Raw genomic sequence first — 22,706 nt, 5'->3', positions numbered from 1 at the left:
ACCACAGGCAGTTCGCCCGCCGCGACATCCCTCCGCTAGTTCGAACTAGTTCAGGTTCAACGGGTTTGGTTCTCAGCCCCGCCAGCGGCGAAGGCACCCCGTGTCACTGACTAACACCCTAGCGGATGCCGCTCACAGGTCCGACGCCGGCACCCCTACCCCAAGGATGATCGGAGCTTCGCCCTGGGGTTCGGCCTTCGCCGCCGCCGGCGGCGCCGCCACGTGCTCGTGGCTGTGGTCGGCCGAAGCGGCAGCCTCGCGCTGTTCGACGCTGGTCTCATTCGCGGCGCCCTGCGCGCGGCTTGCGCTGCGGTGCCTCCGGCCGCGGCGGCCGCGCTCACGGCCCGCGCCAACCTCCTCGTCGTGCTTCTCCTCGAGCGTGTCGAACGCCGAGGTGAGGATGTCCAGGCTCAGCTTCGGCTTTTCCTCAGGGGCGGCTTCACGGGCGTGCTCGGCGAACGGCAGCACGACCTTTTCCCCGCCGATCGTGAGCACCGCTCCGTTGGCATGCTCCTCCACCGCGACGTCGGCGATCTCCGCGACCGCTGACACGGGAACAGTCACGGTGTCGCCGGCATGTTCCTCCTCGCGGTGCGCGGCGTGGGCCGCCGCGGCGATGGTGGCCAGGGCGGCACGGGTTGCTTCGGCCTTGGCCTGCCGGCCGACCTCAACCGGTGCCTCGACCGGCGCCTGCTCGGCGGGAGCCTGCCCGCGGCCGCGGCTGCGACGCTTCTCCCCGCGGGTCGACTTGGGCTGCTCGGTACGCTGCTGGTGATGTTCGGCGGCCACGGTGTGGGCGCGGCGGTGTTCGACCGGCTCGTCGTGGGTGACGACGCCGCGTCCCGCGCAGGCCTCGCACTGCTCACCGAAGACCTCCAGCAGCCCGGTACCCATCCGCTTGCGCGTCATCTGGACCAGGCCGAGCGAGGTCACTTCGGCAACCTGGTGCTTGGTCCGGTCCCGGCCCAGGCACTCCACCAGGCGCCGGAGCACCAGGTCGCGGTTGGACTCGAGCACCATGTCGATGAAGTCGATCACGATGATGCCGCCGATGTCGCGCAGCCGCAGCTGGCGGACAACCTCCTCGGCAGCCTCCAGGTTGTTCTTGGTGACGGTCTCTTCGAGGTTGCCGCCGCTGCCGGTGAACTTGCCGGTGTTCACGTCCACCACTGTCATGGCCTCGGTGCGGTCGATGACCAGCGAACCGCCCGACGGCAGGAACACCTTGCGTTCCAGCGCCTTGTGGATCTGCTCGTCGATCCGGTGGGCCGCGAAGATGTCCTCCTCGGACGTCCATTTCTCCAGCCGGTCCACCAGGTCGGGCGCCACGTAGGTCACGTAGGCCTCGATGGTGTCCCACGCTTCGTCGCCGGAGACGATGAGCTTGGAGAAGTCCTCGTTGAAGACGTCGCGGACGACCTTGATGGTCAGGTCGGGCTCACCGTAGAGCAGCTCGGGGGCGAGCACCTTGGTGGAGCCGGCCTGGCTCTCGATGCCTTCCCACTGCGCGCGCAGCCGGTTGATGTCGTGCGTGAGTTCTTCCTCGCTGGCCCCTTCGGCCGCGGTGCGGACGATCACCCCGGCGTTCTCGGGGAGGCGGTCCTTGAGGATCCGCTTCAGCCGGTTGCGTTCGACGTCGGGAAGCTTGCGGGAAATGCCCGTCATCGAGCCGCCGGGCACGTAGACCAGGTAGCGGCCGGGCAGCGAGATCTGGCTGGTCAGCCGGGCGCCCTTGTGGCCCACGGGGTCCTTGGTGACCTGCACCAGCACCGAGTCGCCGGACTTGAGGGCGTGCTCGATGCGGCGCGGGGCGCCGTCGAGCTTGGCCGCGTCCCAGTTGACTTCGCCGGCGTACAGGACCGCGTTGCGTCCGCGTCCGATATCCACGAACGCAGCTTCCATGCTCGGCAGCACGTTCTGCACCTTGCCCAGGTAGACGTTGCCGATCAGCGAGTCCTGCTGGGTCTTGGAGACGAAGTGCTCCGCCAGGATGCCGTCCTCGAGGACCCCGATCTGGATCCTGTCATCACGCTGGCGGACCACCATCGTGCGGTCCACCGATTCGCGCCGGGCCAGGAACTCGGCCTCGGTGATCACGTGGCGGCGACGGCCCGATTCGCGGGACTCGCGGCGCCGCTGCTTCTTGGCTTCCAGGCGGGTGGAACCCTTCACGCTCGCGACCCGGGTGGCCGAGCTGTCCGCGTGCGTGCGCGGTGCCCGGACGCGGGTCACGGTGTTCGGCTCCTCATCGGTGCCGGTGAGTTCCAGGTCCTGGTCCCCGCGGCGGCGGCGCCGGCGGCGGCGCGAGACAACACCCTCGCCCTCGGCCGCGTCCTCGCCGGCGGCCTCGGTGCCTTCGTCTTCGGATCCGGAGGTCTCCTCGGCGCCCTGGTCGCGCTCGGAACGGTTGCGGCTGCGGCGGCCACGGCTGCGGCGCCGACGCCGGCCGCCTTCCTCCTGCTCGCCCTCTTCCTCTTCCTCTTCCTCATCGGACTCTTCGGCGGCGGCCACGGCCACCGGCCGGGTGAGCGCTGTCAGATCGGGTGCCTGAAAGAGGACGGACACCGGGGACAGCGAAACAGCACCTTCCGCGTCTGCTTCACGTGCCGGCTCCGTCGGGGCTGCTGCCGGCTCGGTGCTGGCGGCGGTTGCGGCAGGTTCGGCTGGGGCCTCGGGCGCGGCCTCCGGCGCCGTCACTGGCTCGGACTGTGCTTTGGCGCTGGAGCGACGACGGCGGGCGGGCGCCTTCACGGCCGCGGCAGAGGGTTCCGCTGCCTCCCCCGCAGGCTCCGGGACCTCGGCCGGCGCCGCGGTGGCGGTGTCCCCGGCTTCGGCGGTCGCAGGCGCCGGGGCGCCTTCGGCAGCCGTTGCCTTGCGGGAGCGGCTCCGGCGGGGGGCTTTGGCCGGCTCGGCCGGGACCTCGTCGGGGGCGGCACTGTCCGCGCTGCTTACGCTCTCCAGGGCGGCCGGCTCTGCGGCGGCCGGCTCTTCGGCGGCGGCCGTCTTGCGCCGGCTCCGGGTTGCCTTCTTTGGCGCCGCGGGGGCACTCTCGAGGTTTGTTTCAGTGGTGGTAGCTTCGGCTACGTCTTTTTCCTGCTCGATATCCATATGTAGGTACACTCCACCCCTGGCGGCGCCGCCACATCCAGCGCCCGAGGGGGCCTTAGTCGTCAATACCCGCGGGCGTTGACAGAAGTCGTCGTCATTCCTGCCAAGTCGCGCCGACAAGGGGCGCAGCAACCAAGGCAGGCCAGCGGCAACGGTTCTCGCCGCCGGACCTTCTGGCGGCGGGCTGCGGTGGATACCAAGGCCTGCGCGGATCGTCGTGATCCGTCCGGGCCCGATGCGTCACCAGCAAGCTGTGAAACGTGTCGCTGGACCGGGGGCCGCATGTGGATCGGCCTCCAGCCAACATCATTCTCTCACACGGGGCTGACGTGCGGCGGGATTGACGGTACGTCCTCACGTCCCGGACCGACAGCACCCAGCGTGCCCCCGGGCTCTGCCGATAGAATCGGCCCCAGCAACGGCATCATCCGCGGACGAAGGAAGCGATCAGTCATGGCCAGCAGCAAGGCGCCCGGAACCCACGAGCCGGAGGGCGCGGTCCTCGGCCGCCCCGCCGTCGAGATACCGGCCGCTGCGCGGGACAGGCCGTTCGGCTGGATCCTGCTGGTCACCGGTGTTGTGTCCTGGCTGGCAGCCGGCGCGCTGGTGCTGGAGCGCCTGGAGCTGTACAAGGACCCGAACCACATCACCAGCTGCGACGTGAACCCGTGGATCTCGTGCGGCCAGGTCATGAAGACGTGGCAGGCAGCACTGTTCGGCTTCCCGAACCCCCTGATCGGCGTTGCGGCGTTCGCCGTCATCATCACCACCGGAGCCGCGCTGCTCGCGGGGGCATCGTTCAAGCGCTGGTACTGGATCGGCCTGCAGATCGGCGTCACCCTGGGCATGGTGATGATTGTCTGGCTGTGGTCGCAGGCCATTTACGCGATCGGCATCCTCTGCCCCTACTGCATCGTCGTCTGGGCGATGATGATCCCGCTGTTCGTGTGGACCACCGTGCGGAACATCGTCCACGGTGTCCTCCCGCTGCCCCCGGCGCCGGCCCGCTTCCTGGCCGAGTGGGCCTGGGTCATCGTCGGCGCGCTGTACGTCGGCGTGATCGCCAGTGTCTTCTTCCGCTTCATTAGCGTTTTCGTCGGGGCCTGACGCCGGGCCCGGACAGGGCCCTGAAGACGCAGCAGGGGCGGCCACCGGATGGGTGGCCGCCCCTGCTGCGTCTTGGTGCGCCTAGCTGAACCAGATCCCGATCTCACGGGCGGCCGACTCGGGCGAGTCGGATCCGTGCACCAGGTTCTGCTGGACCTTCAGGCCCCAGTCGCGACCGAAGTCGCCGCGGATGGTGCCGGGAGCGGCGGTGGTCGGATCGGTGGTGCCGGCCAGTGAACGGAAGCCTTCGATCACCCGCTCGCCTTCGAAGACGGCAGCCACCACCGGGCCGCTGAGCATGAACTCCACCAGCGGTTCGTAGAAGGGCTTGCCGACGTGCTCCTCATAGTGCTGCTCCAGCAGCTCGCGGGTGGCATCGACCTTCTTCAGCTCGGCCAGCGTGTACCCCTTGGCTTCAATGCGGGCCAGGATCCGTCCGGCGAGGTTGCGGGCCACGCCGTCGGGCTTGATCAGGACAAGGGTGCGCTCGGTGCTCACAGTTGCTCCTTGGTTGGTCTTGGTCTCGGGTTTCCCTTGCAAGGCTACCCGTTTCCGGGATGCGCCTGCTCCCACTCGGCCTGGGCCTTCTCGCGGGCAGCGACTTCCCTGTCGATCCGCCGGCCGGTCCTGACCGCGTACCACCACGCCGCGGCGAACAGCACGCCGACAAGGAACATCATCGGTTCCACGAACCCGAGGCAGATCAGCACCAGTTGCAGGATCCAGCCCAGCAGCACGCCCCAGGGCTTGGCCATGAACGCGCAGGAGGCGACCAGGATGACGCTGAGCAGGAGCCCAGCGACGAGCGTCACGGCACCGGGAAGGTTTCCGGTGTGCTGGCCGAAGACCACAAGGGTGGCGAAGAACGCCACGAATGCTTCCAGCCCCAGGACTGTGGAGGTGAACATGACCCTCGTGGAGCGCCGCCGCTTCGGGGTGCCGGGGCGCCAGTCACGCTGGGCCTTGGTCAGCCGTGCCATTGGTTCACACCCCCTTCCCGAGCAGCGTGCGGGCCTCGGCCACCACGGTGATCGAGCCGGTGACCAGCACGCCTCCGGCCAGGTCCTCGTTGGACTCGGCCCGCTCCACCGCCCAGGCGATGGCCTCGTCGAGGGCAGGCTCGGCGTGCACGTTCTCCTCGCCGAAGCCCAGGTCGACGGCCAGTTCGGCCAGCTCCTCCGCAGGCACCGCGCGCGGGGAGGTGGACTGTGTGAAGCAGATGTCGCCGGCGAGGTCGCCGAGCGATTCCTGAAGCTGGCGCAGGATAGCCTCGGCGTCCTTTTCCTGCAGGATGCCGATCACCACCACCAGCTTGCTGAACGAGAACGCCTCCTGCAGCCCCTCGGCGCTGGCCCGGATCCCGTCCGGGTTGTGCGCGGCGTCGACGACGATGGTCGGGGCCGTGCGGACCACCTCGAGCCGGCCGGGCGAGGTGACCTGTTCGAAGGCTGCGTGCAGCAACTCCACGTTCAGTTCCTTCTCTCCCCCGCCCAGGAATGCCTCCAGCGCGGCCACCGCCACGGCGGCGTTCTCGGCCTGGTGGGCGCCGTGCAGCGGCAGCAGCAGGTCCTCGTACCGGCCGGCGAGACCCTGCACGGTGATCATCTGGCCGCCGACGGCGATGGCCCGCGACTCGACGCCGAATTCCACTCCTTCGAAGCGGAAGGGCACCTCCAGTTCCCGGGCCTTCTCCAGGAGCACCTGGGCGGCGTCGACCGGCTGGGCCGCACTGACCAGGAACCCGCCGCGCTTGATGATCCCGGCCTTCTCCGCCGCGATGTCCGCGACGTCGTCGCCGAGCAGCTCGGTGTGGTCCAGGGAGATCGGCGTGATGACGCTCACCGCGCCGTCGCCGACATTGGTGGCGTCGGTGATCCCGCCAAGGCCCACCTCGATCACGGCGACATCGACAGGTTCGTCCGCGAAGACGGCGAAGCCCAGGATCGTCAGGCACTCGAAGTAGGTCAGCCGGGGCTCGCCGTCGGCGAGGAGTTCACCGTCGACGATTTCCAGGTAGGGCCGGATCTCATCCCAGATCCGCACGAACGTCTCGTCGCTGACCGGTTCCCCGTCAATGCTGATGCGCTCGGTGACCTTCGTCAGGTGCGGGCTGGTGTAGCGCCCGGTACGCAGGTCGTGGGCGCGCAGCCCGGCCTCGATCATCCGGGCGGTGGAGGTCTTGCCGTTCGTTCCCGTCACGTGAATGATCGGAAAGGCCTTGTTGGGCTCGCCGAGGATTTCCATCGCCCGGAACAGCGGGGCCAGCCGCGGCTCCATCTTGTTCTCCGGGGCACGGCCCAGCAGTTCGGCGTACACGCTCGCCACCGAGTATTCGTCAGCGGTCATCTCTTATGCCTCCTGCTTCTGCACCCGGACACCGGCGACGCCCTCGGCGAGCACCAGCTCCAGGCTGAGGGTCTCGCCCTTGACGAGCTCCGCGTTGGCGCGCAGGGCCTCGAGGACCTCCGCCGGGCCCGTCACCGTGGTGCTGATCCGGTCGCTCACATTCAGGTCCGCGTCCTTCCGGGCCTGCTGGATGGAGCGGATCATGTCACGGGCGATGCCTTCGGCCTCCAGTTCGGGCGTCACCGCGGTGTCCAGGACCACGAACCCTCCCCCGGGCAGCACCGCGACGGCCTTCGCCGCCGCTGCTCCGCCGGCGGATTCGGCGACCACGGTCTCGAGCGTGTACTCATGCGGTTCGAGTTCCAGGCCGCCGGCGGTCACCGTGCCGGAGTCGCTGACCGACCAGTCGCCGGACTTGGATCCCTTGATGGCACGCTGCACGTCCTTGCCCAAGCGCGGACCGGCCGCACGCGCGTTGACCACGAGCTTCTGCGAGATGCCGAACTCCGCGGCGTCGGCCTGGTCCGCGTCCACGACCCGGACCGCCTTGAGGTTCAGCTCCTCCGCGATCACTGCCTGGTAGCCGGCGGTCAGCGAGTCAGCCGACGGCGCCACCACTGTCAGGCCGGGAAGCGGCAGCCGGACCCGCAGGTTGCCGGCCTTGCGCAGGCTTGAGCCCACCGAGCAGATCTGCCGGGTGCGGTCCATCGCCGCGACGAGCTCGTCGTTGGCCTCGAACTGCGCGGCGTCCGGCCAGTCCGCCAGGTGCACCGAGCGGCCGCCGGTGAGCCCGCGCCAGATCTCTTCGGACACCAGCGGCAGCAGGGGCGCGGCGACCCGGCAGACGGCCTCGAGCGCAGTGTAGAGCGCGTCGAAGGCGTCGGCGTCCTCCTCGAAGAAGCGCTGGCGGCTGCGCCGGACGTACCAGTTCGTGAGCATGTCCATGTACTCGCGCAGGGTGTCACAGGCGCCGGAGATGTCGTACTCGTCCAGCGCCGCCGTCATCTCCGTCACGAGCGCGCCGGTATTGGAGAGCAGGTAGCGGTCAAGGTCGTTGCTGTAGCCGGTGTAACGCAGCTGCGCCTCGTGCCCGTTGCCGCCGTCGGCCGAGTTTGCGTACAGGGTGAAGAAGTTCCAGCTGTTCCACAGCGGCAGCAGCACCTGCCGGACGCCCTCGCGGATGCCCTGTTCGGTCACCACCAGGTTGCCGCCGCGCAGGATGGGCGACGCCATCAGGAACCAGCGCATCGCGTCCGAACCGTCGCGGTCCAGCACCTCGGACACGTCCGGGTAGTTGCGCAGGCTCTTGGACATCTTCTGCCCGTCCGAGCCGAGCACGATGCCGTGGCTGATCACGTTGCGGAAGGCCGGCCGGTCGAACAGTGCGGTGGCCAGGATGTGCAGCGTGTAGAACCAGCCGCGGGTCTGGCCGATGTACTCGACGATGAAGTCGCCCGGGTTGTGGTGCTCGAACCAGTCCTGGTTCTCGTGCGGGTAGTGCACCTGGGCATAGGGCATCGACCCGGAGTCGAACCAGACGTCGAGCACGTCGCTGACGCGGCGCATCGTGGACTTCCCCGTCGGATCGTCCGGGTTCGGCCGGGTGAGCTCGTCAATGAACGGCCGGTGCAGGTCCACCTGTCCGTCGGCGTTGAGCGGCAGGCGCCCGAAGTCGGCTTCGAGCTCCGCCAGCGAGCCGTAGACGTCGGTGCGCGGGTAGTCCGGGTCATCGGACTGCCAGACCGGGATCGGGCTGCCCCAGTACCGGTTGCGGCTGATCGACCAGTCACGCGCGTTTTCCAGCCACTTGCCGAACTGGCCGTCCTTGACGTTCTCCGGGATCCAGTTGATCTGCTGGTTCAGCTCGACCATCCGGTCCTTGATCTTCGTGACCTCGACGAACCAGGAGGAAACGGCACGGTAGATCAGCGGGTTGCGGCACCGCCAGCAATGCGGGTACGAGTGCTCGTAGCTGGCCTGCCGGACCAGCCGGCCGGACGCCTTCAGGTGCTGCGTGATGGGCTTGTTCGCTTCGAAGACCTGCAGCCCGGCAATGTCAGCCAGTTCCGTGTGCGCGAAGTACGGCAGGAACTTTGCTCCCTCGTCCACCGAGACGATGACGGGGATGCCGTTCTCCTCGCACACCTTCTGGTCGTCCTCGCCGAAGGCGGGCGCCTGGTGCACGATGCCGGTGCCGTCGGTGGTCGTGACGTAGTCGGCCACGAGGATGCGCCAGGCGTTCTGCGTGCCCCATTTTTCGGTGTCGGCGTAGTGGTGCCAGAGCGGCTCGTAGCCGATCCCTTCGAGCTGGCTGCCCAGGTAGGTGGCCGAGACGGCGGCGTTCGCTTCCTCCGCCGAGGTGTATCCGAGGTCCTTCGCGTAGGAGCCCAGCAGGTCCGCGGCAATCAGGAACCGGGCGCCGGTGTGGGCCTCGGCCGCTGCGGGGCCGGCCGGGACGACGGCGTAGCGGATCCCGGGGCCGACGGCGAGAGCGGCGTTGGTGGGCAGCGTCCACGGCGTCGTCGTCCAGGCCAGCGCGCGCACGCCCGCGAGTTCGCGGCTGGTTCCGCTCTGACCCGCAAGCAGCGGGAAGGTGACGGTGACCGTCTGGTCCTGGCGCATCTTGTAGACGTCGTCGTCCATGCGCAGCTCGTGGTTGGAGAGCGGCGTCTCATCCACCCAGCAGTAGGGCAGCACGCGATAGCCGTTGTAGGTCAGGCCCTTCTCGTGCAGCTGCTTGAAGGCCCAGATGACGGATTCCATGTACTCGACGTTGAGCGTCTTGTAGTCGTTCTCGAAGTCCACCCAGCGGGCCTGGCGGGTGACGTAGTCCTTCCACTCGTCGGCGTACTTCATCACCGAGGCGCGGCAGGCGTCGTTGAACTTGTCGATGCCCATGGCCTCGATTTGGGTCTTGTCCGTCATGCCCAGCTGCTTCATCGCCTCGAGCTCGGCGGGCAGGCCGTGGGTGTCCCAGCCGAAGCGGCGTTCGACGCGGCGGCCGCGCTGGGTCTGGTACCGGCCGACGAGGTCCTTGGCATAGCCGGTGAGCAGGTGGCCGTAGTGCGGCAGCCCGTTCGCGAAGGGCGGCCCGTCGTAGAAGACGAACTCGTTGCTGCCGTTCTCCCCCGCACCGCGGTTGTCAATGCTGGCCTGGAAGGTGCCGTCCTCGGCCCAGTACTTCAGGACACGCTCCTCGATTTCGGGGAAGCGCACGGAAGCGTTGGCGGGAGTGTGTGCGGTACTGGCCTTCGGGTACTGCGGCGTCATGTTTGTCATCCTGGAAAGAGCTGGCGTGTGGGTGCTGTCAGGATGCGAGGACGGCTCCCGCCGCCGCCCCGGGGGGCCTTGGCCGGTACCGCGGTACCACCTCACTTGCTGTCCGCCGCCCCGCAGTCGCGGATACGACGGACAACCGCTCATTAGCGCTGTGACGGGCGTACCCGTCCGGTTCTACTGGCGGCCCGGGGGCCGTTTTCTTCCGGAAGCTCACCGGTGATGGCCGGGTCAAAGCTGGTGCGACCAGTCTACTGTGCCGCGTGCCCGCGCCGCCATTTCGGCGCGGGCACGCGGCCTGCTGAAACGGCGGGCTGCTACTTGCGGATCACCTTGTGTGCGGCGGCCTGCGCCACCGGCCGGATGACCACCTGGTCGAGGTTGATGTGGTGCGGGAGGTTGAGCGAGTAGGCAATCACGTCGGCCACGTCCTCGGCGGTCAGCGGCTTCTCGACTCCCTCGTACACCTTGTCGGCCGCGGCCGTGTCCCCGCCCAGGCGGTTCAGCGAGAATTCCTCGGTGCGGACCATCCCGGGCTCGATGTCGATCACGCGCACGTTGTGCTCGGCCTCTTCCAGCCGCAGCGTGTTGGCGATTGCCCGCTCGGCGTGCTTGGCAGCGACATAGCCGCCCCCGCCTTCGTAGGCCGTCAGCGCCGCCGTGGAGGTAAGCAGCAGGATGGTCCCCTCGCCGTTCGCGCGCAGCGCGGGCAGGAAGCCCTGGGTCACGCGCAGCGTGCCCAGCACGTTCACGTCGTACATGCGCTGCCAGTCCGCGACCTTCCCCTCGGCCACGCTGTCGACGCCGAAGGCCCCGCCGGCAATGTTGACCAGGGCGTCGATGCCGCCGCCGGCGAGCACTTCGTGCACCAGCCGGTCGACGTCGGCCTGGGCGGTGATGTCCGCGACGAGCGCGGTCGCGCCGGCTCCGGCGGCGACCTCCTTGAGCTTCTCTTCGCGGCGCGCGACGGCGATGACGTCCCAGCCGCTGGCGGCCAAGGCGCGGACAGCTGCCGCGCCGATGCCTGAACTTGCTCCTGTAACCACCACTCGTTTCGTCATGGTCCCAGCCTAGTCAGAGCCGACAATATCCGTGGAAAGGTACCGCTGCAGGATGCGAGCATGGTTGGATTCCTCGTCCCGCACTGAGTACAGCAGTGTGACCACCGGCTGCTCCGTCAGAAGCCGCTCGAGCCGGGCGACCGCCGGGTTGGCGTCCAGTTCGGCCAGGTACCGTTCGCTGAACTCCGCGAAATTTCCCGCCCCGGAGTGGAACCAGTGCCGCAGTTCGGTGGAGGGCGCGATCTCCTTCAGCCATAGATCCACCTGGGCTTTGTCCTTGCTCAGGCCGCGCGGCCAGAGGCGGTCCACAAGGACTCGGAAGCCGTCGTCGGGGGCAGGCTCGTCATAGATCCGTTTCGTGAGCGGCACATTCATACGACGCATGCTACTCGCGGGCCGTGAAAGAATTGGGCCCATGGCAGATCTCACCCCGGGCACAGACACGCCCATCAACGTTCCCGACCGTCCCGCACTCGAAGGGCTTGAGGCTGCTTTGACGCAGCGCTGGCGCTCGGAAGGTACCTACAAGTTCAATCCGGACACCACCCGCGAGGCCGTGTACTCGATCGACACTCCCCCGCCCACAGCGTCGGGCTCGCTGCATGTGGGACACATGTTCTCCTACACCCAGACAGACGTCCTGGCACGCTACCAGCGCATGTGCGGCAAGAACGTGTTCTACCCGATGGGATGGGACGACAACGGCCTGCCCACCGAACGCCGGGTGCAGAACTACTTCGGGGTGCGCTGCGACCCTTCGCTGCCCTACGACCCCGGCTACCGCCCGCCGGCCACTCCGGCGAAGAACGAGCGCGACTTCGACCAGATCTCGCGCCGCAATTTCATCGAGCTGTGCGAAGAGCTGGCAGTCGACGACGAAAAGGTCTTCGAGGACCTCTTCAGCACCCTCGGCCTCTCGGTGGATTGGGACCTGTCCTACCGCACCATCGACGACACCTCCCGCGCCGTGAGCCAGCGCGCCTTCCTGGCCAACCTGGCCGCCGGCGACGCCTACATGGCCGAAGCACCGACGCTCTGGGACGTCACCTTCCGGACCGCCGTCGCCCAGGCCGAACTGGAGGACCGTGAGCGGCCCGGCGCCTACCACCGCGTTGCCTTCCACGCCCAGGACGGCTCCAAGGTTTTCATCGAGACCACCCGACCGGAACTGATCCCGGCCTGTGTGGCCCTCGTCGCCCACCCGGACGACGAGCGGTACCAGCCGCTCTTCGGCAGCACCGTCACCTCGCCCCTCTTCGGGGTTGAGGTCGAGATCAAGGCCCACCCGCTGGCCAAGCCGGACAAGGGCTCCGGCATCGCCATGATCTGCACCTTCGGCGACCTGACCGACGTCACCTGGTGGCGCGAACTGCAGCTGCCCACGCGTCCGGTTGTCGGCCGCGACGGGCGCATCATCACGGACACTCCCGCCTGGATCAGCGGCGAGGCAGCCGAGCAGAACTACGCCGCCCTCGCCGGCAAGACGACGTTCAGCGCCAAGGAGGCCATCGTCGAGCTGCTGCGCGGCAGCGGCGACCTCGACGGGGAGCCGAAGCCGATCACCCACCCGGTGAACTTCTACGAAAAGGGCGACAAGCCGCTCGAGGTCGTCACCAGCCGCCAGTGGTACATCCGCAACGGCGGCCGCGACGCCGACCGGCGCGAGCGGCTCGTCGGACGCGGACGCGAACTCCAGTGGCACCCGGCCTTCATGCGCTCGCGCTACGAGAACTGGGTCGAGGGACTCAACGGCGACTGGCTGGTCTCCCGCCAGCGCTTCTTCGGCGTCCCGATCCCGGTGTGGTACCCGCTCGACGCCGCAGGGAACCCCGACTACGGGAACCCGGTGCTCCCCTCCGACGGGATGCTCCCGGTGGACCCGGCGGCCGAACCGGCGCCGGGCTACGACGAATCGCAGCGCGACGTGCCGGGCGGCTTCACCGGCGATCCCGATGTCCTGGACACCTGGGCCACCTCCTCACTCACCCCGCAGATCGTGGGCGGCTGGAGCCGCGATGACGAGCTGTTCGCCAAGGTCTTCCCCTTCGACGTGCGCCCGCAGGCGCACGAGATCATCCGCACCTGGCTCTTCTCCTCCGCGGTCCGGGCCGACGCCCTGCAGGATTCGGTCCCGTGGAAGCACGCGGCCATCTCCGGCTGGGTGCTGGACCCGGACCGGAAGAAGATGTCCAAGTCCAAGGGCAACGTCATCGTGCCGACGGACGTGCTCGAGGAATACGGCTCCGACGCCGTGCGCTACTGGGCCGCCTCGGCCCGGCTCGGCGCCGACACGGCGTACGAAATCGGGCAGATGAAGATCGGCCGCCGGCTGGCCATCAAGCTGCTCAACGCCTCCAAGTTCGTGCTGAACCTCGGTGCGACCGAGAAGTCCGTTCTGGCCACCGACGGCGACGTGCTGTCCAATCCGCTGGACCGCGCGCTGCTGACCCAGCTCGCCGACGTCGTCGCCGACGCCACGAAGGCGTTCGACGCCTACGACTACGCGAAGGCCCTGCAGATCGCCGAGACCTTCTTCTGGTCCTTCACTGACGATTACGTGGAGCTGATCAAGGACCGCGCGTACGGGGCTGCGGGGGACGCCGGCCAGGCCTCGGTGCTCGCGGCACTGGCGACCACGCTGGACGCCCTGCTGCGGCTGTTCGCGCCGTTCCTGCCGTTCGCCACCGAGGAGGTCTGGTCCTGGTGGCGTGCCGGATCGGTGCACCGGGCGTCCTGGCCGCAGCCGGTGGCTGTGAACGACGGCGACGTTGCCATGCTGGCGACCGTCGGTGCGGCCCTGAGCGGCCTGCGCAAAGCCAAGTCCGAAGCCAAGGTCAAGCAGCGCACCGAGGTCCTGGAGGCGACCATCACCGCCCCCGCCGGAGACGTCGCGCGCCTGCATGCCGGCCTCGGGGACCTGAAGGCCGCCGGCAACGCCCGGGAGATCACGCTCGTGGAAGCTGGCGGTGAGCTCACCGTCAGCGACGTCGCTCTGGCCGCTCCCGAGGAGTCGGTCAAAGCCTAGGTCGCCGCGGGATTAAAAGGGGAAGCCCCTTCAGCGTATACGCGTTGGAGGGGCTTCGACTTTTTGGTTCGGCTGTGACGTTCCGAGCCTCCCGGACTCCTTGGACTTTCAGGTCTTTCTGCCTCATCACCGGCAGTCTGCGGATGAATTTTCACCCATCCCAGAACACTGAATCCTTGGTGTCCGTTCCCGCTGTTCTTTCGTTCAGCGTGGATTAATTCTGCTCCTGCGTCGCGGCTTTCGCAAGAGGTTTTTTAGAGGACCGGCGCACACAAACCGCTGCGCTTAGTCGAACTCGGGGCTCGTCGTGCGGCTGCGCTTGAGTTCGTAGAAGAACGGGAACTCGGCCATCGCGACGGCGCCGTCCCAGATCCTGCCGGCGGTCTCGCCGCGCGGGATGCGGGTCAGCACCGGCCCGAAGAAAGCGGTGCCGTTGAAGGCGACGACGGGGGTGCCGACTTCCTGGCCCACCTTGCTGATGCCTTCCTCATGGCTGGCCCGGAGCTGGGTGTCGTATTTGTCCAGCTCGGCGAAGGCTGCCAGGTCCGCCGGGAGGCCGGCCTCGGCCAGTGACTCCTCAATCACGCGCGCAATGTCGCCGTTGCCCTCGTTGTGGATCCGGGTTCCCATGGCGTCGTAGAGCGGCTTCACAACCCCGGCTCCGTGCAGTTCGCTGGCGGCGGTGATCACGCGCACCGGCCCCCAGGCCTTCTTCATCAGGTCCTGGTAGCTTTCAGGCAGATCATCCTTGTCCTCGTTCAGGATCGCGAGGCTCATCACGTGCCAGTCGACGTCGAGGTTGCGCACCTGCGAAACCTCGCCGATCCACCGGGAGGTGATCCAGGCGAAGGGGCACATCGGGTCGAACCAGAAATCAGCCTTGTTGCGGGTCTCGCTCATCAATTTCTCCTTCGTCGCGGGTCAGCGCGGGGCCAGAGTGTCCTGGCCAAGCTTGTGGTTGATCATGACGCCGTCGACCATCTTGTCCTGCCACGCCCGGAACCACCCGGACGTCGAATCGAACAGCGGGGAAAGCCAGAACAGCAGACCCAGCAGGCCACCGGTCAAAGAGCTTCCCAAGCTCATAACCAAATAGCGCAGGAAAGTCTTCCCCCAGCCCAGGGGCTGCCCGTCCTGGGCGCTCACCAGCCGCAGGCCGAAGACGGCGAAGCCGAAGCTCTTTCCCTTCCTGGCCAGCCACCACCAGAGGAAGATCCCCAGTGCGAGCATCACGACGCCGAAAACGGCCATTCCGGTGAAGGCCTGCGCGGCGAACTGTCCGGCCACGGTCCGGCTCGTCGACGCCGGGCTGGTCGCGGAGTAGGACAACAGGTTTGCATAGGCCGGTCCGAGCGACGCGAAAAACACGACCAGTCCAATCACGCCGGTGATCAAGCCGTCCACGAAATTGGCCGCGATCTGCAGCCCGGCGCTGACCGGAGCAGCGTTGCGCAGCGCGGTTCCCACCGGCGCGTAGCCGCCGAAGACGCCCGGGCTCTGGTAGCCGGCGTAGGCGGCCTGTTGCTGCCACGGCTGCGGCGGTCCGTACTGCGGGGGCTGGTAGGACTGCTGCTGGCCATACTGTCCGGGCTGCTGCTCACCATACGGTCCGGGCTGCCGCTCACCATACGATCCGGGCTGCCGCTCACCATACGACCCGGGCTGCTGCCGGCCATAGCCGCCGGGCTGTTCGGGGCTGCGGTCGTCCGAGGGTGTATTCGACATGGGGGTTGCCTCCGGAGCTGATGGGAAGGACCCGGAGCGAACTCCGGGTCCTTGGCACTATACGGGACGGCTTGCTGAACCCCCGGCCGGCGGAGGCACCGAGGGATCAGGCCGTCTTGCGGCGCTTGACAACGTCGTGCGGGACCAGCGTCGGCTGTGCGACCTTGGCCACGACGTCCGCGGTGATGACCACGCTGGCGATGTCGTCCCGGCTCGGCAGGTCGAACATCACCGGCTGGAGCACGTCCTCCATGATCGCCCGCAGGCCGCGCGCACCGGTGCCGCGTTCGAGCGCCTGGTCGGCGATCGCGTTCAGCGCTTCCTCTTCAAACACCAGCTCGACGCCGTCCAGCTGGAACATCCTCTGGTACTGCTTGATCAGGGCGTTCTTGGGCTCGGCGAGGATCTGGATCAGCGCCGTCCGGTCAAGCTTCGAGACGGTGGTGATGACCGGCAGGCGCCCGATGAACTCGGGAATGAGGCCGAACTTGAGCAGGTCCTCCGGCATCACGTCCGCATAACCGTTGCCGTCGTCATCCTTCAGCGAGGACAGCGGCGCGCCGAACCCGATGCCCTTCTTGCCGGCGCGTGAACCGATGATCTCCTCGAGCCCGGCAAAAGCCCCGGCCACGATGAAGAGCACGTTCGTCGTGTCAATCTGGATGAACTCCTGGTGCGGGTGCTTGCGGCCGCCCTGCGGGGGCACGGATGCCACCGTTCCTTCGAGGATTTTCAGCAGGGCCTGCTGGACGCCTTCGCCGGACACGTCGCGGGTGATCGAGGGGTTCTCGCTCTTGCGCGAGATCTTGTCGATCTCGTCAATGTAGATGATTCCCTGCTCGGCCTTCTTGACGTCGTAGTCGGCAGCCTGGATCAGTTTCAGCAGGATGTTCTCGACGTCCTCGCCCACATATCCGGCTTCGGTAAGCGCCGTCGCGTCCGCCACGGCGAAAGGCACGTTCAACCGTCGGGCCAGCGTCTGGGCCAGATAGGTCTTGCCGCAGCCTGTCGGGCCGATCAGCAGAATGTTGGACTTGGCGATCTCCACGTCGTCGTGGTGTCCGCCGTCGACGAGCGATCCGTTCTTGGGCGCGTGCCCTGCCTGGATCCGCTTGTAGTGGTTGTAGACGGCGACGGCGAGCGAGCGCTTCGCCGGCTCCTGGCCGATGACGTATTCCTGCAGGAATTCGAAGATCTCCCGCGGCTTCGGGAGCTCGAAGCTGCCCAGATCCGCGACTTCAGCGAGCTCTTCCTCGATGATCTCGTTGCACAGCTCGATGCACTCGTCGCAGATATAGACGCCCGGGCCCGCAATGAGTTTGCGGACCTGCTTTTGGCTCTTGCCGCAGAAAGAGCACTTCAGCAGATCAGCGCTCTCGCCTATTCGAGCCATGTGGAGTTCCCTTCGTGTCTTACTCTCGCGCTGCGGCCGGTGCACCGGGTGCCCGGCCTGTCCCGAAGGACGATGCCTGAAAAACTGGCTAGCTCCACTGTAGGGCACATCACCGACAGAGCGGGTACAGCAAACGCCGGAGCCGCCGACTTTACGCGGGCGGCTCCGGCGTGTGCTGCCGGCGCCTACTTGGCGATGGCCGTGGCCTTGATCTTGCGGGAGTCCAGGACCTGGTCGATCAGGCCGTAGTCGCGGGCCTCCTCGGCGGTCAGGATCTTGTCGCGCTCGATGTCGTTGTTGACCTGTTCCGGTGTGCGCCCGGAGTGGCGGCCGAGGGTCGTCTCAAGCCAGCTGCGCATACGCATGACTTCGTTGGCCTGGATCTCGATGTCGGAGGCCTGGCCGCGGTCGCCGCCGGCGAGGGCGGGCTGGTGGATGAGCACGCGGGCGTTCGGCAGTGCCAGGCGCTTGCCGGGGGTGCCGGCAGCCAGCAGCACGGCCGCGGCACTGGCAGCCTGGCCCAGGCACACCGTCTGGATCTCGGGCCGGATGTACTGCATCGTGTCGTAGATGGCCGTCATCGCGGTGAACGAGCCGCCCGGGGAGTTGATGTAGAGCGTGATGTCGCGGTCCGGGTCCGTGGACTCGAGCACCAGCAGCTGGGCCATGATGTCATCGGCCGATGCGTCATCGACCTGGACGCCCAGGAAGATGATGCGGTCCTCGAAAAGCTTGGTGTAGGGGTCCTGGCGCTTGAAGCCGTACGGCGTGCGCTCCTCGAACTGGGGAAGCACGTAGCGGCTGGTGGGCATGTTCTGCGCGGATCCGCCGGCGGCGCTGAAGTTGAAGTTCATGGTGCTGGTCTCCTGGTGTGTCTCGGTGCCGGTCAGTTCTGCGCAGTTCCGCCGCCGCCCGAGACGGACCCGGAGTGCGCTGCGATCTTGTCGAAGAAGCCGTATTCAAGGCCTTCGGCCGCCGTGAACCACTTGTCGCGGTCGTTGTCCTTGAGGATCTGCTCCACGGTCTGCCCGGTCTGCTCGGCGGTGAGCTCAGCCATGACCTTCTTCATGTGCAGGATCAGCTCGGCCTGGATCTTGATGTCCGACGCCGTGCCGCCGATGCCGCCGGAAGGCTGGTGCATGAGGATGCGGGCGTTGGGGGTCGCGTAGCGCTTGCCCTTGGTGCCGGAAGAAAGCAGGAACTGTCCCATCGACGCTGCCAGGCCCGTGGCGACCGTGACAACGTCGTTCGGGATGAACTGCATCGTGTCGTAGATCGCCATGCCGGCCGTGATCGATCCGCCCGGGGAGTTGATGTAGAGGTAGATGTCCTTCTCGGGGTCCTCGGCCGAGAGCAGCAGCAGCTGCGAGCAGATGGTGTTCGCGTTCTCGTCCCGCACCTCCGAGCCCAGCCAGATGATGCGCTCGCGCAGCAGACGGTTGTAGATGTAATCGTCCCGGCTGGCCGGCTCAACGGCGGCCATGGTGGGGGCCGGTGTTTCGTTGGACATTGGTTGGTACCTCTCACTCGCTGTGGACTGGCCAAGTCAGACAATGCCTGCCTTCTGTTTCCTCTTTGGACAGTAGCCGTTCCGGCCCGCGTTTTGTTTCCGCAAAGCGTGCTGTTCGCTGACGGCGCACCAGTGCCGGAGCCGCTTAAACAACGGCCGCCGCCCTCCATGGTGGAGGACGGCGGCCGGTGGCGCTGCGGGACTAGAAGCGGGCTGCACCCGGATCGTCGGCGGCCGGGGTCTTGGCCTGCGCGGCGGTTTCTTCGGATGCCTCGGGAGCCTCTTCGGCAGCCGGAGCTTCCTCTTCACCCGCGGGGCGCACGAACTCGCTCAGGTCCACGGTCTCGCCCTTGCTGTCGGTGACCTTGGCTTCGGCCAGCACCACGGCGAGGGCCTTGCGGCGGCGGACCTCGGACACCATCATCGGGACCTGGCCGCTCTGGTCGATCAGCTGGGCGAACTGGTTCGGGTCCATGCCGTACTGGCTGGCCGTCGAGACGATGTAGTCGATCAGCTCGTTCTGGCTGACGCCGACCTCTTCCTTCTCCGCAATAGCGTCGAGGATGATCTCGTTCTTGAAGGCGCGCTCGGCGTTGGTCTTGACCTCGGCGCGGTGCTCTTCGGTGTCGTGGTCCTCGGCCTGCTGGCCGGCCTCGGCGTTGAAGTGCTGCTCGATCTGCTCGGTGATGACGGATTCCGGAACCGGAACCTCGATCATTTCGACGAGCTTGTCGAGCACCTTGTCGCGGGCTTCGACGCCCTGCTTGACGATCGCGGACTCCCCTGCCTGCTTGGCCAGGTCGGCGCGCAGTTCCTCAAGGGTGTCGAACTCGCTGGCCAGCTGGGCGAAGTCGTCGTTGGCCACCGGCAGCTCGCGCTCCTTGACAGCAGTGACCTTCACCGACACCTGCGCGTCCTCGCCGGCGTGGTCGCCGCCGACGAGCTTGGTGTCGAAGATTGCCGACTCGTCGACGGAGAGTCCGGTGACAGCCTCGTCGAGGCCTTCGAGCATGGTGCCGGAGCCGACCTGGTAGGACAGGCCCGTCGCGGAGTCGACCTCTTCGCCGTCGACCTTGGCGCTGATGTCGATGGTCAGGAAGTCGCCGTCGGCGGCGGGACGCTCGACCGGCTTGAGCGTGCCGAAGCGGCCGCGCAGCTCGTCGAGGGCCGTCTCCACGTCGGCGTCGGACGTCTCGGCGGCCTCGACCTCGACGGCGATGCCGCTGTAGTCGGGCAGTTCAACCTCGGGACGGATGTCGACCTCGACGTGGAACTTGAGCTGGCCGTCGGTGGCGGTCGGGTCCGGGACCTCGGTCACCTCGACCTCGGGGCGGCTCAGCGGGCGGATGCCCGTCTCCTGCACGGCGTTCTGGTAGAAGCCGTTCAGGCCCTCGTTGATGGCGGTCTCCAGGACATAGCCGCGGCCGACGCGCTGGTCGATCAGCTTGCTGGGGACCTTGCCCTTGCGGAATCCGGGGACCTGGATCTGCGAGGCGATGGTCTTGTAGGCCTCGTCGATGCTTGGCTTCAATTCCTCGAAGGGGACCTCAACATTGAGCTTGACCCGGGTGGGATTGATGTTCTCGACGGCGCTCTTCACAGCGGAGTACTCCTGGATTGGTGGATGATGGCGACTCCCCGGGCGGATGCCGGGCCAGCCGTGTCGGGGCGACAGGACTCGAACCTGCGATCTCCTGCTCCCAAAGCAGGCGCGCTAGCCACTACGCTACGCCCCGTAGTGCACAGGCTAGTCTAAAGCGAAAGCGAGCGGTGTTGCACATTTGACACTACCGGCCGCAGGTATGATTTAGTTATCTCCGGTCGCAATGACCGACGGCACGGATTGCGGGCGGTTCACCGCCATGGCGCACTGAAGGTGCCGGCCCTTCGGGGATGTAGCTCAATGGTAGAGCCTCAGTCTTCCAAACTGATTACGCGGGTTCGATTCCCGTCATCCCCTCGTCTGGCCCCTCTCCGGAGGGGCCTTCTGTTTTTAAGTCACTCGGCCTGCTTATTTGTACTGCGTCTAAATCTGTACTGCGTCTAAATCTGTACTGCGTCTAAATTTGTACAGCGTCTAAATTTGTACAGGGTCTAAATCTGGATAATGTGTAAGCACTCGAGCTGCGTCGACCCGGAGGAGGGCAGCGGTGACCGTTGATCCCCTTGCGCACCCGACGTCCGACGACGTCGCGGCCCGGCTGCGCTCCCGCGGGCTGCGCGTCACCGGTCCCCGGCTCACCGTCTACCGCACCCTGGCCCGGCTGGGCGGGCACCGCTCGGCCGACCAGGTCGCCGCGGCAGTGGCCGGTGACGGACCGGGCCTGCCCCGCACCAGCGTGTACAACGCCTTGAAAGCCCTCGCCGACGCCGGGCTGGTCGCCGCCGTCGACGCCGGCCCCGGGACCGCACTGTATGAGGTGCACGGCCACAGCCACCACCACTTCCTCTGCCGCCGGTGCGAGGCCCTCCTGGACGTGCCTGCCGCCACCCCGGTGCAGGACCTGCTGGGGCTGCAGCTGCCGGGAGCGGTCATCGAGTCCGCCCAGGTCGTCCTCCGCGGGGTCTGCCCGCAGTGCGCGGGCACTCCCGCGTCCTGATCCTGCGTCTGAGCTGGTCCTGGGTCCGGGACGAATCAGGCGGAGCCGCCCTGGCAGCCGGGGCACCAGTACAGCTTCCGGGCGGCCATCTCCGCCTGCGCCACCGGCGTCCCGCAGCGCCGGCAGGGCAGGCCCGTCCGCTTGTAGACATAGTGCGCGTCCTCGCGCGACGCCGGGCCGTCCGGGTTGCCGCGGTCAGCCGGCTCGGTGGTGACGATCCGGCCCTGGTGCACTCCGTCGGACATGCAGGAGCGCACCGTGCGCCAAAGCGCGAGCGCCTCGGCCTCGGGTACGCTCCGGCCGGGCGCCCGCGGGTCCAGCCCGCGCAGGAACAGCACCTCGGCCCGGTACACATTTCCCACGCCGGCGATGACTTCCTGGTTCATCAGCAGTTGCCCCACCGCCGCGGACTTCGCGCCCAGCCGGCGGGCGAACTCGGCAGCGCCGGCGCCGTCGTCGGCGTGCAGCGGGTCAGGACCCAGCCTTGCCGTGACCGCCGCCATCTGCTCCGCGGTCAGCACCTCGCAGGCCGACGCGCCGCGCAGGTCGGCCCAGCCGTGTTCCGATTCCAGCCGCACCCGGACCGCGCCAACCGGGGCCGGAGGACCGTTGTAGCCGCCGCCCCGCACGGAGCCGCTTTCCTGCTCCCCCACCCGTCGTGGCGCGCCGATGCTGGAGGCGCCGGCGAACGTCTCGTCCCCGCCGAACTCCCAGGCGCCGTAGAGCCCCAGGTGCACCCGCAGATGGAGGTCGTGGTCGAAATGCAGGAAGAGCTGCTTGCCGTGCGCCGACGCGCCCAGCAGCACGTGGCCATCAAGCAGCCGCGCGCCGTCAGCGAACCTGCCCTGCGGGCTCGATGCCCTCAGCGGCTGGCCGGAGAAGACCGATCCGAACTGGTGCGCCAGCCGGTGAATGGAATGTCCCTCGGGCATGACCGCTCGCTACTCGACGATTTCCCCGCTCGTCTCATAGACGGCAATCTTGCCGATCCGCCTGACGTGGCGCGGCGCCTGGCTGAAGGGGTGCGTCAGGAACGCTTCGATCAGCTCGGTGGCTTCTTCCAGCGAGTGCTGCCGGCCGCCCACGGCAATGACGTTCGCGTCATTGTGGTCCCGCGCCAGGCGGGCCGTGTCAATGTTCCACGCCAGCGCTGCCCGCACGCCGCGGACCTTGTTCGCCGCAATCTGCTCGCCGTTGCCCGAACCGCCCAGGACGACGCCGAGCGCGTGCACCCCGGACACCTGGTCGGCGACGACCGCTTCAGCGGCCCGGATGCAGAACGAGGGGTAGTCGTCCTCGGGGTCGTATTCTTTCGGCCCGTGGTCAACGACCTCGTAGCCCTTGGAGCTGAAATAGCCCACCAGATGGGCACTCAGTTCCAGGCCGGCATGGTCGGTGGCGATGTGGACGCGGGGGTAGGACACTGCAGTTCCGTTCTGCTCGGGAGGTGCTGCGGCGGCGCGGGCCGGGGACCCGTGCGGCCAAGGAGATTAACGCTCGACTCTAGGGTACAAGTTCCGCGGCGCCGGCCCGGTTCGTTACCGGGCCTGTACGT

At 67.6% G+C, this 22,706-nt stretch carries 18 protein-coding genes, 2 tRNA genes and 1 riboswitch; of the genes, 4 read left to right on the top strand and 16 right to left on the bottom strand.

The window, feature by feature from the left end:
• Positions 1-10: 10 nt before the first annotated feature.
• Positions 11-111: riboswitch (TPP riboswitch) on the bottom strand.
• Between the two features lie 21 nt (positions 112-132).
• On the bottom strand, positions 133-3,108 hold the full coding sequence (locus tag KIH31_RS14650) for an Rne/Rng family ribonuclease (RefSeq protein WP_214427870.1): 2,976 nt from the start codon (positions 3,106-3,108) through the stop codon (positions 133-135).
• A 453-nt stretch (positions 3,109-3,561) separates the two neighbouring features.
• On the opposite strand from KIH31_RS14650, the gene KIH31_RS14645 reads away from it, so the two are divergent.
• Positions 3,562-4,215, top strand: a complete 654-nt coding sequence (locus KIH31_RS14645) for a vitamin K epoxide reductase family protein (RefSeq protein ID WP_214427869.1) — start codon at positions 3,562-3,564, stop codon at positions 4,213-4,215.
• Between the two features lie 81 nt (positions 4,216-4,296).
• Here KIH31_RS14645 and ndk read toward each other — a convergent pair whose 3' ends face one another.
• From ndk to KIH31_RS14615, 6 genes are all read right to left on the bottom strand, one after another.
• Complete coding sequence (ndk, locus tag KIH31_RS14640; protein WP_214427868.1) at positions 4,297-4,713, bottom strand: nucleoside-diphosphate kinase; 417 nt, start codon at positions 4,711-4,713, stop codon at positions 4,297-4,299.
• 44 nt (positions 4,714-4,757) lie between these two features.
• Positions 4,758-5,195, bottom strand: coding sequence for a DUF4233 domain-containing protein (locus KIH31_RS14635; RefSeq protein ID WP_214427867.1), 438 nt, complete (start codon positions 5,193-5,195; stop codon positions 4,758-4,760).
• 4 nt (positions 5,196-5,199) lie between these two features.
• Positions 5,200-6,561, bottom strand: a complete 1,362-nt coding sequence (locus KIH31_RS14630; protein WP_214427866.1) for a folylpolyglutamate synthase/dihydrofolate synthase family protein — start codon at positions 6,559-6,561, stop codon at positions 5,200-5,202.
• A 3-nt stretch (positions 6,562-6,564) separates the two neighbouring features.
• Positions 6,565-9,831 (bottom strand): isoleucine--tRNA ligase, encoded by a 3,267-nt coding sequence (ileS, locus tag KIH31_RS14625; RefSeq protein WP_214427865.1) that lies wholly within the window; start codon positions 9,829-9,831, stop codon positions 6,565-6,567.
• A 323-nt stretch (positions 9,832-10,154) separates the two neighbouring features.
• A complete protein-coding gene (locus KIH31_RS14620) occupies positions 10,155-10,898 on the bottom strand; it encodes an SDR family oxidoreductase (protein ID WP_214427864.1) in 744 nt (247 codons plus the stop codon).
• Positions 10,899-10,907: 9 nt separating this feature from the next.
• Positions 10,908-11,273, bottom strand: coding sequence for a DUF488 domain-containing protein (locus KIH31_RS14615; RefSeq protein ID WP_214427863.1), 366 nt, complete (start codon positions 11,271-11,273; stop codon positions 10,908-10,910).
• Between the two features lie 40 nt (positions 11,274-11,313).
• On the opposite strand from KIH31_RS14615, the gene valS reads away from it, so the two are divergent.
• Complete coding sequence (gene valS, locus KIH31_RS14610) at positions 11,314-13,923, top strand: valine--tRNA ligase (protein WP_214427862.1); 2,610 nt, start codon at positions 11,314-11,316, stop codon at positions 13,921-13,923.
• Positions 13,924-14,208: 285 nt separating this feature from the next.
• Here the strand turns inward: valS and KIH31_RS14605 are convergent, their stop codons facing one another.
• The 7 genes from KIH31_RS14605 to KIH31_RS14575 all read right to left on the bottom strand — a co-directional run bounded on the left by KIH31_RS14605 (position 14,209) and on the right by KIH31_RS14575 (position 20,287).
• Complete coding sequence (locus KIH31_RS14605; protein WP_214427861.1) at positions 14,209-14,823, bottom strand: DsbA family protein; 615 nt, start codon at positions 14,821-14,823, stop codon at positions 14,209-14,211.
• A gap of 21 nt (positions 14,824-14,844) precedes the next feature.
• Positions 14,845-15,648 carry an RDD family protein gene (locus tag KIH31_RS14600; RefSeq protein WP_214427860.1) on the bottom strand — a complete coding sequence of 268 codons (804 nt, stop codon included), beginning with the start codon at positions 15,646-15,648 and terminating at the stop codon, positions 14,845-14,847.
• A 106-nt stretch (positions 15,649-15,754) separates the two neighbouring features.
• On the bottom strand, positions 15,755-17,041 hold the full coding sequence (gene clpX / locus KIH31_RS14595; protein ID WP_214427859.1) for an ATP-dependent Clp protease ATP-binding subunit ClpX: 1,287 nt from the start codon (positions 17,039-17,041) through the stop codon (positions 15,755-15,757).
• Between the two features lie 185 nt (positions 17,042-17,226).
• A complete protein-coding gene (locus KIH31_RS14590; protein WP_214427858.1) occupies positions 17,227-17,895 on the bottom strand; it encodes an ATP-dependent Clp protease proteolytic subunit in 669 nt (222 codons plus the stop codon).
• Positions 17,896-17,927: 32 nt separating this feature from the next.
• Positions 17,928-18,524 carry an ATP-dependent Clp protease proteolytic subunit gene (locus tag KIH31_RS14585; protein WP_214427920.1) on the bottom strand — a complete coding sequence of 199 codons (597 nt, stop codon included), beginning with the start codon at positions 18,522-18,524 and terminating at the stop codon, positions 17,928-17,930.
• A gap of 229 nt (positions 18,525-18,753) precedes the next feature.
• Positions 18,754-20,151: a trigger factor gene (tig, locus tag KIH31_RS14580; RefSeq protein WP_214427857.1), complete on the bottom strand. Its 1,398-nt coding sequence runs from the start codon at positions 20,149-20,151 to the stop codon at positions 18,754-18,756.
• Between the two features lie 63 nt (positions 20,152-20,214).
• A tRNA-Pro gene (locus KIH31_RS14575) sits at positions 20,215-20,287 on the bottom strand.
• Positions 20,288-20,440: 153 nt separating this feature from the next.
• Here KIH31_RS14575 and KIH31_RS14570 point away from each other — a divergent pair.
• Together KIH31_RS14570 and KIH31_RS14565 are read left to right on the top strand one after the other, a co-directional pair.
• A tRNA-Gly gene (locus KIH31_RS14570) sits at positions 20,441-20,511 on the top strand.
• A 190-nt stretch (positions 20,512-20,701) separates the two neighbouring features.
• Positions 20,702-21,151 (top strand): Fur family transcriptional regulator, encoded by a 450-nt coding sequence (locus KIH31_RS14565; RefSeq protein ID WP_214427856.1) that lies wholly within the window; start codon positions 20,702-20,704, stop codon positions 21,149-21,151.
• Between the two features lie 35 nt (positions 21,152-21,186).
• Here the strand turns inward: KIH31_RS14565 and KIH31_RS14560 are convergent, their stop codons facing one another.
• Together KIH31_RS14560 and KIH31_RS14555 are read right to left on the bottom strand one after the other, a co-directional pair.
• The gene (locus KIH31_RS14560; RefSeq protein WP_214427855.1) at positions 21,187-22,083 is read right to left on the bottom strand and encodes an Fpg/Nei family DNA glycosylase; all 897 of its coding nucleotides are present in this window, start codon (positions 22,081-22,083) and stop codon (positions 21,187-21,189) included.
• A 9-nt stretch (positions 22,084-22,092) separates the two neighbouring features.
• A complete protein-coding gene (locus KIH31_RS14555; RefSeq protein ID WP_214427854.1) occupies positions 22,093-22,575 on the bottom strand; it encodes a ribose-5-phosphate isomerase in 483 nt (160 codons plus the stop codon).
• Positions 22,576-22,706 lie beyond the last annotated feature (131 nt).

This window comes from Paenarthrobacter sp. DKR-5, assembly GCF_018531425.1.
Classification (GTDB): Bacteria; Actinomycetota; Actinomycetes; order Actinomycetales; family Micrococcaceae; genus DKR-5.
The sequence above is the reverse complement of the archived record's forward strand: the minus strand, read 5'-3'. Positions and strand labels throughout refer to the sequence as shown.

Bases quoted from the DNA above. Each gene is read 5' to 3' on its own strand.
- KIH31_RS14585 (WP_214427920.1), bottom strand. From the start codon at position 18,524: ATGGCCGCCGTTGAGCCGGCCAGCCGGGACGATTACATCTACAACCGT.
- clpX (WP_214427859.1), bottom strand. From the start codon at position 17,041: ATGGCTCGAATAGGCGAGAGCGCTGATCTGCTGAAGTGCTCTTTCTGC.
- KIH31_RS14630 (WP_214427866.1), bottom strand. From the start codon at position 6,561: ATGACCGCTGACGAATACTCGGTGGCGAGCGTGTACGCCGAACTGCTG.
- KIH31_RS14650 (WP_214427870.1), bottom strand. From the start codon at position 3,108: ATGGATATCGAGCAGGAAAAAGACGTAGCCGAAGCTACCACCACTGAA.
- KIH31_RS14645 (WP_214427869.1), top strand. From the start codon at position 3,562: ATGGCCAGCAGCAAGGCGCCCGGAACCCACGAGCCGGAGGGCGCGGTC.
- KIH31_RS14635 (WP_214427867.1), bottom strand. From the start codon at position 5,195: ATGGCACGGCTGACCAAGGCCCAGCGTGACTGGCGCCCCGGCACCCCG.
- valS (WP_214427862.1), top strand. From the start codon at position 11,314: ATGGCAGATCTCACCCCGGGCACAGACACGCCCATCAACGTTCCCGAC.
- KIH31_RS14615 (WP_214427863.1), bottom strand. From the start codon at position 11,273: ATGAATGTGCCGCTCACGAAACGGATCTATGACGAGCCTGCCCCCGAC.
- KIH31_RS14620 (WP_214427864.1), bottom strand. From the start codon at position 10,898: ATGACGAAACGAGTGGTGGTTACAGGAGCAAGTTCAGGCATCGGCGCG.
- KIH31_RS14605 (WP_214427861.1), bottom strand. From the start codon at position 14,823: ATGAGCGAGACCCGCAACAAGGCTGATTTCTGGTTCGACCCGATGTGC.
- KIH31_RS14600 (WP_214427860.1), bottom strand. From the start codon at position 15,648: ATGTCGAATACACCCTCGGACGACCGCAGCCCCGAACAGCCCGGCGGC.
- KIH31_RS14590 (WP_214427858.1), bottom strand. From the start codon at position 17,895: ATGAACTTCAACTTCAGCGCCGCCGGCGGATCCGCGCAGAACATGCCC.
- KIH31_RS14560 (WP_214427855.1), bottom strand. From the start codon at position 22,083: ATGCCCGAGGGACATTCCATTCACCGGCTGGCGCACCAGTTCGGATCG.
- ileS (WP_214427865.1), bottom strand. From the start codon at position 9,831: ATGACGCCGCAGTACCCGAAGGCCAGTACCGCACACACTCCCGCCAAC.